This is a genomic window from Polynucleobacter sp. AM-25C3, from assembly GCF_018882335.1.
Taxonomy (GTDB): domain Bacteria; phylum Pseudomonadota; class Gammaproteobacteria; order Burkholderiales; family Burkholderiaceae; genus Polynucleobacter.
Genome location: NZ_JACVOS010000002.1, coordinates 137,616 through 149,985 on the forward strand (window position 1 = coordinate 137,616; position 12,370 = coordinate 149,985).

Annotated in this window: 7 protein-coding genes; 3 read left to right on the forward strand and 4 right to left on the reverse strand. The window is 47.5% G+C overall.

Annotation, left to right across the window (positions count from 1 at the left end):
* Positions 1-32 precede the first annotated feature (32 nt).
* From ICN12_RS01850 to ICN12_RS01865, 4 genes are read right to left on the reverse strand one after another with little or no spacing between them, the layout of a single operon-like run.
* Positions 33-2,159, reverse strand: coding sequence for a M3 family metallopeptidase (locus ICN12_RS01850; RefSeq protein WP_216270377.1), 2,127 nt, complete (start codon positions 2,157-2,159; stop codon positions 33-35).
* A gap of 53 nt (positions 2,160-2,212) precedes the next feature.
* Positions 2,213-3,067, reverse strand: a complete 855-nt coding sequence (gene folD, locus ICN12_RS01855; RefSeq protein ID WP_216270378.1) for a bifunctional methylenetetrahydrofolate dehydrogenase/methenyltetrahydrofolate cyclohydrolase FolD — start codon at positions 3,065-3,067, stop codon at positions 2,213-2,215.
* Between the two features lie 6 nt (positions 3,068-3,073).
* Positions 3,074-3,721 (reverse strand): response regulator transcription factor, encoded by a 648-nt coding sequence (locus ICN12_RS01860; RefSeq protein ID WP_216270379.1) that lies wholly within the window; start codon positions 3,719-3,721, stop codon positions 3,074-3,076.
* Between the two features lie 37 nt (positions 3,722-3,758).
* A complete protein-coding gene (locus ICN12_RS01865) occupies positions 3,759-6,293 on the reverse strand; it encodes a sensor histidine kinase (RefSeq protein WP_216270380.1) in 2,535 nt (844 codons plus the stop codon).
* A 203-nt stretch (positions 6,294-6,496) separates the two neighbouring features.
* Between ICN12_RS01865 and aceE the strand changes: the two genes are divergently transcribed.
* The 3 genes from aceE to lpdA are packed head-to-tail and all read left to right on the forward strand — an operon-like array spanning position 6,497 to position 12,331.
* Positions 6,497-9,193: a pyruvate dehydrogenase (acetyl-transferring), homodimeric type gene (aceE, locus tag ICN12_RS01870; RefSeq protein ID WP_216270381.1), complete on the forward strand. Its 2,697-nt coding sequence runs from the start codon at positions 6,497-6,499 to the stop codon at positions 9,191-9,193.
* A gap of 15 nt (positions 9,194-9,208) precedes the next feature.
* Entirely contained in the window at positions 9,209-10,522 is a 1,314-nt protein-coding gene (gene aceF, locus ICN12_RS01875; RefSeq protein ID WP_216270382.1) for a dihydrolipoyllysine-residue acetyltransferase, read from the forward strand.
* Positions 10,523-10,531: 9 nt separating this feature from the next.
* On the forward strand, positions 10,532-12,331 hold the full coding sequence (lpdA, locus tag ICN12_RS01880) for a dihydrolipoyl dehydrogenase (RefSeq protein ID WP_216270383.1): 1,800 nt from the start codon (positions 10,532-10,534) through the stop codon (positions 12,329-12,331).
* Positions 12,332-12,370 lie beyond the last annotated feature (39 nt).

Consider the following 12,370-nt stretch of genomic DNA (forward strand, 5'->3'; position numbering starts at 1 on the left):
CTTCTGCCGCAACTGGAATGGTAATTTGATTCTTAAGCCAAGCCTCCGTGACGCAGAAGTGCATCAATGCTTGGCTCCCGTCCTCTAAAGGCCTTAAAGGATTCAGCAGCAGGGCGACTGCCACCCACCTCCAGAATTTCCCTTCTGTAACGAGTACCTGTCTTGGCATCAAGAACACTACCAGTGAGCTTGGCAGCTTCTTCAAATGCGGAGTAAGCATCAGCAGAGAGAACTTCAGCCCACTTATAGCTGTAATAGCCAGCCGCATAGCCACCAGCAAAAATATGGCTAAATGAATTAATCCAACGAGAGATCTCGGGTTGCGCAATGATGTTGTATTCATCGGCGATGGCTCTTGAGGCATCCAGCACGGCTTGGCCTTTTGCACCCTTTGCATCAAAGCTCGAATGCAATCGCCAATCCGTTAGTGACATCACGATCTGACGCAAGGTCGCTAAGCCATTTTGAAAATTCTTTGCGGCTAACATTTTGTCAAAGAGCTCGCGCGGCAATGGTTTGCCAGTTTGTGCATGCGCTGTCATTTTCTCAAGCACTTCCCATTCCCAGCAGAAGTTTTCCATAAATTGACTGGGTAATTCCACGGCATCCCATTCGACACCATTGATGCCTGACACACCCAGAGCACTTACTTGTGTAAGTAGATGATGTAAGCCATGACCACTCTCATGGAAGAGGGTAATGACATCATCATGAGTAATTGTGGGCTGGCGCATCACGCCATCCACTTTGACTGGCGCTGCAAAGTTACAGACTAAATAAGCGATAGGGATTTGAATCTCGCCATTAGGAAGTTCTCTGCGCCCACGGGCATCATCCATCCAAGCCCCGCCACGCTTACCAGGGCGAGCATAGGGGTCGAGATAAAAGTAAGCCCGTATTTTTCCAGCTTGATCTTTCACTGCAAAAGACTGCACATCGACATGCCAAGTAGGCAGGTTGGCGGATTCAATTTTGACGTCAAATAGTGTTTGAATGACTTCGAATAAGCCATCTAATACCTTTGGCAAAGGGAAGTATTGCTTGAGCTCGTTCTCAGAGAATGAGTAACGCGCTTGTTTTAATCGCTCGGCAGCAAAAGGGATATCCCAGGGTTCAAGGCCATCAACAAGTGCAAGCTCTGCTTTAGCAAACTCACAAAGCTCTTGCCAATCTTTCTGGGCAAATGGTTTTGCTTTAATAGCAAAGTTCGTCAGAAAGAGATCAACTTCATCGACGGTATTGGCCATCTTCGGTGCCAGGCTTAAATCAGCATAATTCGAAAATCCCAACATGTGGGCTTCTTCTTCGCGCAGGCAAAGTTGATCCAACATGTTTTGCGTGTTGTCCCAATCGAGCTCACCTTTTCCATATTGCGGCGCCAACTCTGATGAGCGCGTGACATAAGCCAGATACATCAGTCGACGGAGCTCTCTGTTCTCGGAATACTGCATTACCGGGTAGTAAGAGGGGAAATGCAATGAAAATGCCCAGCCCTGGAGATTCTTTTGCTTTGCAAGATCAGCAGCTGCAGCGATCGCATCTTCTGGAAGTCCAGCCAACTCGGAAATATCTTGAATCGAATGGACAAATCCATCCGTAGCATCCAAAACGTGATCAGAAAATGCCTTACCTAACAAAGCCTGCTCATCTTGAATTTGTGCAAAACGCAGCTTGTGTGAGTCGGGAAGCTCTGCACCACCCAGACGAAAATCTCTCAATGAGTTGTCAATGACTTTTTTCTGGGCATGACTCAGGCTGGAAAAGTCAGCGCTTAGACTGAGATCCTTGAACTTTTGATACAGCGCCAGGTTTTGTCCTAGACCTGAGAAGAAGGCGGTGACCTTAGGCATCATCTCGCCATAAGCAGCCCTGAGTTCTGGTGCATCAGCCACACTATTGAGATGGGAAATCACACCCCATGATCTGGTTAAAGATTCAGTAGCGTCCTCTAGGGGCTCCACTAAATCATTCCAATTTGCTGGAGTGATAGGATTGACCGCGAGGTCAACCGCATATTGCGCTTGCTCTAGTAGAAATTCAATGGCGGGTGCAATGTCTGTCGGCTTTACTTCCAAGTAGGCGGTAATGCCTCTGCCAAATGAAATGAGCGGATTTTTTTGAAGTTCAGCGGATGGCTTTGGGGATGTAGATTGGGTCATCCCTCTAGCTTAATGGACTGGGAGCATTTTTGCCAAACGCCCCAGTAATTTTCTTAGCGTTTTGCTGCCTTTTCTGCTGCCTCTAAGGTGTTCATGAGGAGCATGGTGATGGTCATAGGGCCAACGCCACCCGGTACGGGAGTAATCCAGCCAGCAATATATTTGGCGGTATCAAAGTCGACGTCGCCACATAGCTTGCCATCCGGCATGCGATTGATGCCAACGTCAATGACCACAGCACCATTCTTGACCATATCACCGGTAATCATTTTGGGTTTGCCGGTAGCAACTACCAAAATATCGGCATCCTTAGTGTGGTGCCCCAAGTCTCGGGTTTTGCTATTGCAGATAGTGACAGTGGCGCCAGCCTGGAGCAATAACATGGCCATTGGTTTGCCGACAATATTGGATGCGCCCACAATGACTGCACGTGCACCGCGAATAGGGTATTCAATGCTTTCAAGAATCTTGATGCATCCATAAGGTGTGCATGGTTTGAATTGTGGTTGACCTACCATTAAGGCGCCAGCATTGGCCACATGAAATCCATCCACATCCTTATCAGGGGAGATTGCTTCGAGTACGCGCTCGGCTGCAATATGTTCAGGAAGAGGTAGTTGAACTAGGATGCCATGTATCGCTGGATCCGCATTGAGTGTAGCGATGCGGGCCAGCAATTCTTCTTCGCCAAGTTCTACGGAGTAGCGCTCGAGCACGGAATGAAAGCCAACATCCTCACAGGCCTTTACTTTATTTCTGACATAAACCTGACTGGCAGGATTTTCACCAACAACAATTACTGCTAAACCGGGTCTAACACCCTTGGCTGTGACGATTGCTCCACGCGCAGCAATTTCAGCGCGTAGTTTTTTGGATAAGGCGACGCCGTCGAGTAACTGTGCTGGCATAAGCAATTAATTCGGTTGTGGATCTGAGAGTGCCAAGCGAAGTAAGTCGGCAACGGTATTCACGTTAAGTTTTTCCATAATGTTGGCGCGGTGCGCTTCCACTGTTTTGATGGAGATACCGAGATCGTCTGCAATTTGTTTGTTTAAGCGACCAGCCACAATACGCTCGAGAACCTGACGCTCGCGACCAGTTAATTTGCTTAAGAGGCTTTGAGTAATTTTGCGCTGACTGGCTTGTGAGTAATCAATGCGGGCTTTTGCAAGCATGCGATCAACTAAACCACAGAGATCATTTTCTTTAAATGGTTTTTCAATGAAATCGACTGCACCGCGCTTCATGGTGGAGACCGCCATGGAGACATCGCCGTGACCAGTAATAAAAGCAACTGGCATTGGCAGGTTTTCACTAATTAAGCGCTCTTGTAATTCAAGACCGGACATGCCTGACATGCGGACATCCAAGATTGCGCAAGAGATAGTGGATTTATCAGTGCTTTGCAATGACTGCAAGAATCGTTCCGCACTTGCGTGACAGCGAACAACATAACCATTGCTTTCTAGCAACCACGTGAGGGAGTCACGCACTGCCTCGTCGTCATCTACAACATAAACCACTTCAGCTTGGTTAGGTTTGGTGGTGGCACTGATATTCATATTGGCTCTCGCAGATCAATCTCAAAAATTGCATAAATTAAACATTGCCTTTAGAACCCGGGGATTCTAGAGGCAATAGTATTGTAAAGGTGCAGCCAGATAGCTTTGTATGTTCTGCGTCCATCTGGTTTTTTGCCCAGAGTCGGCCTTGATGGGATTCGATTACGGAGCGGCAAATATTCAAGCCCATGCCCATACCATCATTTTTGGTGCTGAAAAAGGGCTCAAACATGCGCTGAATGACGGATTCTGCGATTCCGCCACCGCCATCAGTCACTCGGATGCGCAACATGGCGGGGAAGGTGCTGGTATCGAGGTCAGCTGAAATCTTGACTGGAGGAGCTGACCAGCGCGAGGAAAGGGGGTAAACCTCTCTCAAACCGTCCAAGGAGTTCTTTAGCAGATTAACCAGTACCTGCAGAATTAAGACTGGATCCAGGTCAACCGGTGGCAGGTTATCGGCAAGCTCGGTGCTGATGCTCAGGCGATGACGATGCGCTTCAATCTCCGCCAAGCCAACTGCATCATTAATAATTTCCCTGATATCGCAGGATTTGCGTTGTGGTTCACTGCGCTTTACAAAGCCCTTAATGCGCTGAATGATGGTTCCCGCTCGATGCGCCTGATCCGAAGCTTTTTCCAGTGCCGGAAGAATATCTTTTTGCAAGGCGGGGTCTAAATTCCCTTTCAATCGTTTTGCCACGCCCATGCAATAGTTCGAGATCGCAGCCAGCGGTTGATTCAATTCATGGGCCAATGAAGAGGCCATTTCGCCCATGGTTGTTAAACGGCTAGTAAATTGCATGCGCTCTTCTTGTTGGCGAGCCAAATCATCCGCTTCAACACGGATCGTGATGTCAGTTGCAATGAGCAGTTGCGCTAAATGCCCATCTACCCACGGCACAAAACGCCTACGAACCTCATACCATTTTGAAGTTCCCGTAGCTTCATCTAGCAGCTGAATTTCTTCTGATTCCGATTCTTGATACAGGGAGGAGGGTGGAATGCCCTCAGTGATCATATCGCCAGACTCTTCGGCCAAGGCTTGCATCATATTTTGGTTGATATCGCCACCAGCTAATTCAAAATGCCCTTTAGCGGTATTGCCAAAACGCTCACGATAAAAGCGGTTTGCAAATAACAGTTCTCCGGTCTCATTTGATATAACTGAAACTGCTGCATCAAGGCCCTCCAGAACGGTAATGAAGCGCTCTTGTGAAGCCGCCAATTCTTCACGAATCTTTTTTGGCTCTGAGATATCAATTAATGAGGTAACCCAACCAGTTTGCGCGCCTCTTTCATTAATCAAGGGTGCAATAAAGGTGCGCGTCTGAATGACGTGGCCGTTTCGATGAATGATTGAGCCTTCGACACCAATTTTCTTTTCTTGACTCAGCGCCAGCTTAAGGGCCTGATTCATTTTCTCGGTGAGCTCGGATTTTTGCCCTTCAGGCCAGAAGGCAAAGGGTGGATTTTGACCAATCAGTTCATTGGCGGACCAGCCTGTCATCTCGCAAAATGCGGGATTGACATAGGTGATGGTTCTATTCATATCATGCGCACGAATTCCCACTGGTGTGGAGTTTTCCATTGCGCTACGGAAATTGGTTTCTGCTCGAAGATTTGCTTCTGCCTCTTGCCTGACCTGCATTTGCTTTAACACCGACCACAAGCTCCAGATCACAAATGCACTTAATCCCAGCACCACACCAATCAGCATCCTGAAGGTCAAATTAGTTGCTGGTGGGTAAGTATCAATTCTCAAGCTGAGATTTGGGCTGAGTACTCCAAGATCCAGACTAGTTTGGTTGCTAAAAGCGCGCTTTGGCGTATTTTTATCAGATGAAATCGCAAGAATTTTGTCACTATCCGTAATTAATGTAAATCGATACTGTCCTTTAAGCTCCCCTGGGATCATTTCAAGCAGGCCTTGAGTCGTATACAGGACAGCAACCATTCCCTTGATTTCAGTTCCAGATATTTGAGGCACTACTTGCCAGAATACATTCCGGATTTCTTTTGAGATCAGTTCGTCGTTAGGAACTTGTACTGAAATAAAATGACTGAAGGCTGGTCTATTTGTTGCAGTACTTAATTCAATTGTTTTTTTCAGGCCTTGGCTTATTGCCCCAGCATTTTCTGTCTTATTAAACCAATCTGTTTTTAAGTTGTCCGGTGGAATTTTCCATTGTCGCTGACCAGCTTCATTGATCCAAATTATTTGGGCAATCTCATGATTACTTTGCAGTAAGTTCTCTGCCTGAATAAGCACATTCTCTTTTGATTTTGCTAAGTCACCAGCGCTGACAATGTCTCGACCAATGGATTGCAGAACATCTGTGTTATTTGCAAAGCGCAATTGAATGCGCTGTTTTGCAAATGAGAGCTCCCTAAATAGTGCGGCCTCTTGCTGGCCTTTTTCTTGAAGTTGCAGGGTGCCCATAATCACCCCCATGACTACGGTAAAAAGCACAATCGCTATAAGCGGGGTGTAGACAAGCCTAAAGCGCCGCATATGACGGATCCACTTCACAGGCTTTAGTTGCCAGATAGAAAATGCGATTTTTTTCATGTAATCCGCTTATTTTGCCTGATTGACTTCATTATTAAGGCGATCTAGGTCACATTGAGAATCTATTTGCGTTGCAACAAAATCCCACATAGTGAGAAATACTATCATTATGTGGAAAATTGCTTGTTTACACCCATAGACCTTCCTAGAATATTGACTATAGAGTGAATAAATAAGACCGATGTGACTAATGGAGGCAGTTTATGGCAGCAGTTCCAGATCAAATTTTGGGTAGCGCAGGCAAGCAAGATGCGGATCCAGGTGAAACCCAAGAGTGGTTGCAGGCGCTAGATGGTGTTATTCGGAATGAGGGTGCAGCAAGAGCTGCCTATCTTATTGACCAACAAATTTCGCATGCACGCGTGAATGGTGTTAATCAACCATTCCATGCAGAAACACCTTACATCAATACGATTCCGGTAGAGCAGCAAGCCCGCTTGCCAGGCGATCAAAATGTGGAGCACCGCATTCGCTCATACACCCGTTGGAATGCAATGGCCATGGTCTTGCGTGCCAACAAAGACACCAACGTTGGTGGACATATTTCATCGTTCCAATCAGCAGCTACTTTGTATGACGTTGGATTCAATCATTTCTGGCATGCGCCTTCTCCAGAGCATGGTGGCGATCTGATATTTGTACAAGGACATTCAGCTCCAGGCGTTTACGCCCGAGCTTATATGCTCGGCCGCTTGTCAGAAGATCAGCTCAATAATTTCCGTCAAGAAGTTGGCGGTAAAGGTATCTCTAGTTATCCCCATCCGTGGTTGATGCCTGATTTCTGGCAATTCCCAACAGTCTCTATGGGCCTTGGCCCCATCATGGCCATTTATCAAGCGCGCTTTATGCGCTATATGCAGGACCGTGGATTTATTAAGGCTGAAGGTCGTAAAGTGTGGGCCTTTTTGGGCGATGGTGAAACAGATGAGCCGGAGTCACTTGGCGCAATCGGCATGGCTGGTCGTGAAAAATTAGATAACCTCATTTTTGTTGTGAACTGTAACTTGCAACGTCTGGATGGTCCTGTTCGTGGAAACGGCAAGATTATTCAAGAGCTCGAGGGCGAGTTCCGTGGTGCAGGTTGGAATGTCATTAAAGTAGTTTGGGGTGGTCATTGGGATGCTTTGTTCGCGCGCGACAAAAAAGGCATCTTGATGCAACGTCTGGGCGAAATCGTCGATGGCCAGTATCAAACCATGAAGGCTAAGAGCGGCGCTTATGTTCGTGAGACGGTATTTAATACTCCCGAACTTAAAGCATTGGTTAGCGATTGGAGTGATGATGAGATTTGGCAACTCAATCGTGGCGGCCATGATCCCCATAAAGTATTTGCAGCCTTTCATTCAGCTGTAAATCACAAAGATCAACCTACTGTCATCCTAGCCCACACCATTAAGGGTTACGGCATGGGTGGTTCCGGTGAGGCAATGAATATTGCTCACCAAGCGAAGAAGATGAATGCGGATGACGTGCGTCGTTTCCGTGATCGCTTTGAGATTCCAGTTAAAGATGAGCAATTAGATGAAATGCCTTTGGTGAAATTCGCTGAAGGCAGTCCAGAGCTTGAGTACATGAAGGCTCGCCGTCAAGAGTTAGGTGGCTACTTACCGCAGCGTCGTATGAAGGCGGAAAGCTTGCCGGTTCCAGCGCTAGATGTTTTTGCGCCATTGCTTGAGGCTACTGCTGAAGGACGCGAGATCTCCACTACCATGGCATTTGTTCGCATGCTCAATACGATTGTGCGCGATAAGGTTCTTGGAAAGCGCGTAGTTCCAATTGTGCCGGATGAGTCTCGTACCTTTGGTATGGAAGGCATGTTCCGCCAATTAGGCATTTGGAATCAGTTGGGTCAGCTTTACACCCCAGAAGATCATGATCAATTGATGTTCTATAAAGAGGACAAGCACGGTCAGATTTTGCAAGAGGGTATCAATGAAGCGGGCGGTATGTGCGACTGGATCGCCGCTGCAACTTCATATTCGACCCATGGTGTGCCGATGTTGCCTTTCTACATCTTCTACTCCATGTTTGGCTTCCAACGAATTGGGGACTTGTGTTGGGCTGCGGGCGATATGCGTAGCCGTGGTTTCTTGTTGGGCGGTACTGCTGGTAGAACCACATTAAACGGTGAAGGTCTTCAGCATGAAGATGGTCACAGTCAGGTATGGAGCGCTGCTATTCCAAACTGTATTAGCTATGACCCTTCATTCTCTTTTGAGGTTGCGGTGGTCATTCAGGATGGTATGCGTCGCATGCTTGCCGACCAAGAGGATGTCTATTACTACATCACTTTGATGAATGAGAACTACGCTCATCCAGCGATGCCAAAGGGTGCCGAGCAAGACATCATTAAGGGAATGTATAAGCTCAAATCCGTTGGTGATGCCAATGCGAAATTGCGCGTACAACTCTTGGGCTCAGGCACGATCTTCCGTGAAGTGATTGAAGCCGCTGAAATCTTGCGTAAAGATTGGGGCGTAGCTTCTGATCTGTGGGGTTGCCCAAGCTTTACTGAGTTGGGTCGTGACTGGAATGCAGTTCACCGCAATAATCTGCTGAACCCAACAGCGGCACCAGCGCTATCTCATGTAGAGAGATGCCTTAAAGATACTGTTGGCCCAATTGTTGCGGCAACTGACTATGTACGTTTATTTGCAGAGCAAATTCGCCCAGCCATTCAGCATATGGGTCGTCGCTTTGAAGTATTGGGTACAGATGGTTTTGGACGTTCTGATACTCGCGAAAAATTACGTGATTTCTTTGAAGTGGATCGCCGTTGGGTTGTTCTTACAGCACTACGTTCTTTGGTGGATGCTGGACAGCTTGATCGCCAAAAGCTTGCTGAGGCAATTAAGAAATACGACATCGACACCACTAAACCAAACCCAATGACGGTTTGATAAGAGACAGATACTATGAGCCAACTAATTGATATTAAAGTCCCGGATATTGGGGATTACAAAGATGTACCCGTCATCGAGGTATTGGTAAAAGCCGGTGACCGTGTTGAGAAAGAGCAATCTATTGTTGTTTTGGAGTCTGACAAGGCAACAATGGATGTTCCTTCATCTCACTCTGGTGTGGTGAAAGAAGTCAAAGTTAAAGTAGGTGACTCGATCTCCGAGGGCGCTATTGTTCTTGTTCTTGAGGAGAGTGGCGAAGCAGCGGCTCCGGCCGCAGCACAAGCCGCTCCTGCGCCTGCAGCAGCAAAAGTGGATTCAGTGGCAGCACCCGCTCCAACAGTAGAGCCACCGATTGTTCGTGCTCCAGCGCCACCACCCGTGAGCAATGCTCCTGTAGAGGTAGATCCAACAGCAAGTCACGCTAGTCCCTCAGTGCGCAAGTTTGCTCGCGAACTCGGCGTGACTGTTCATCAAGTAAAAGGCTCAGGTCTTAAAGGGCGCATTACTCAAGAAGATGTACAGGCTTTCGTAAAAGCGGCGATGAGTGGTGGAGCGGGAAGTAGCTCTAATGCATCTGGTGGAAGCTTGGGTGGTCTAAATTTAATTCCTTGGCCAAAAGTCGATTTCTCCAAATTTGGTGAGACAGAGCGTCAGCCATTAAATCGCATTAAGAAGCTCACTGCAGCAAACCTCGGTCGTAACTGGGTGATGATTCCTGCGGTGACTTATCACGAAGATGCAGACATTACTGATTTGGAAGCCTTTAGAGTTCTCACTAATAAAGAGAATGAAAAGCAGGGTCTCAAAATCACGATGCTGGCTTTCTTAATGAAAGCTGCGGTAGCTGCGCTCAAGAAATTCCCTGAGTTCAATAGCTCTATTGATGGCGATGACTTGGTATTGAAGAAGTATTTCAATATCGCCTTTGCTGCCGATACGCCAAATGGCTTGGTTGTGCCGGTGATTCGCGATGCGGATAAGAAGGGCATCTTTGAGCTGGCTCGCGAAACTTCAGAGTTAGCTGCGTTGGCACGTGATGGCAAATTAAAGCCGGATCAAATGCAGGGCGCTAGTTTCACCATCTCTTCATTAGGGGGTATTGGTGGTACTTATTTCTCGCCAATTGTGAATGCGCCAGAAGTGGCAATTATGGGTGTGAGCAAGGCTGCCATGAAACCCGTTTGGGATGGCAAGCAGTTTGTCCCACGCTTAATTTGCCCATTGTCATTAAGTGCCGACCATCGTGTCATTGATGGTGCTTTGGCAACGCGTTTCAATGTCTATATCGCTCAGCTGATGTCCGACTTCCGTCGCGCAGCGCTTTAAGGAGAAGATATGGCTAAGCAAATTATTCTTGTTCCAGATATTGGCGATTATTCAGATGTCCCAGTAATTGAAGTGCTCATCAAAGTAGGTGATGTTATTGAAAAAGAGCAACCACTGCTCGTACTGGAGTCCGATAAAGCCACCATGGAAGTTCCTGCTGATGCGGCTGGAACCATCCTCAGTATTGCTGTAAAGGCCGGCGACAAAGTAGGCAAGGGCAGTATCGTTGCTGAAATAGAAGCAGGGGCTTCAGCGGCACCTCAAGCAGCATCGCCTGCCGCACCTTCGGCTACTCCGGCTCCAACAGCGGCGCCAGTAGCTGCCCCGGTGATTAGCGCTCCCATTGCTGGTCAATACAGTGGCAAAGTTGATCATGAGTGTGAAGTGCTCGTATTGGGTGCTGGCCCTGGCGGTTATAGCGCTGCATTCCGTAGTGCGGATTTGGGAATGACAACGATTTTGGTAGAGCGCTATGCGACATTGGGCGGTGTTTGTCTGAATGTCGGCTGCATTCCTTCTAAAGCCTTGCTTCACACCACTGCGGTAATGGATGAAGTGAAAACGATGTCTAAGCATGGTATTAGTTACGGCGCTCCGAAGATTGAAATTGATCAACTGCGTGGCTACAAAGATTCTGTCATTGCAAAACTCACTGGTGGTTTGGCTGGTATGGCCAAAGCACGCAAGGTGACCGTAGTACGTGGTCTTGGCCGTTTCTTAGATGCCAATCACGTCGAGGTCGAATTAACTAAGGGCGAAGGCCAAGATCTAGCAGGCCAAAAAGAAGTGATCCGTTTTCAGAAGGCGATTATTGCGGCGGGTAGTCAGCCAGTCATGCTACCTTTCTTACCAAAAGACCCGCGCATTGTTGATAGCACGGGTGCTTTATTGCTCAAGAGTATTCCGAAGCGCATGTTGGTGATTGGTGGCGGCATTATTGGTTTAGAGATGGCTACTGTTTACAGCACTTTAGGTTCACGCATTGATATTGCGGAAATGATGGATGGCCTGATGGCTGGTGCCGACCGTGATTTAGAAAAGGTCTGGGAGAAGTTTAATGCCGGCCGATTTGAAAAAATTATGCTCAAGACTCGCGCCTCTAAAGCCGAAGTGAAAGCAGATGGTATTCAAGTGAGCTTTGAAGGTGAGAATGCTCCGGCTGAACCACAAACTTATGATCTCGTATTGGTAGCAGTAGGGCGCACACCAAACGGTAAAAAGATTGATGCATCTGCTGCAGGTGTGATCGTGGATGAGCGTGGCTTTATCCCGGTCGACAATCAAATGCGCACCAATGTGTGCAATATCTTTGCGATTGGCGATATCGTTGGCCAACCAATGCTTGCCCATAAAGCAGTGCATGAAGGTCACGTTGCTGCTGAAGTGGCTGCTGGCGAGAAATCGTATTTCGATGCCAAACAGATTCCTTCGGTTGCTTACACCGACCCAGAGGTAGCTTGGGCTGGTTTGACAGAAGAGCAATGCAAAGCTCAAGGAATTGCATACGAAAAAGGTTTATTTCCATGGGCCGCTAGCGGTAGAGCGATTGCTAATGGACGTGATGAAGGCTTCACCAAACTCATTTTTGATGCCGCTAGCAAACGCATCATCGGTGGCGGTATTGTTGGAACACACGCAGGGGATTTAATTGGTGAAGTTTGTCTCGCAATTGAGATGGGTGCAGATGCAGTGGATATCGGTAAAACCATTCATCCACATCCAACCTTAGGTGAGTCTGTTGGTCTGGCCGCAGAAGCTGCTCATGGCCATTGCACTGATTTACCTCCGGTGAAAAAGAAGACGCATTAAATCGTTCATGTTTTTTAGTTCTGAATAAGAAAATGCCCC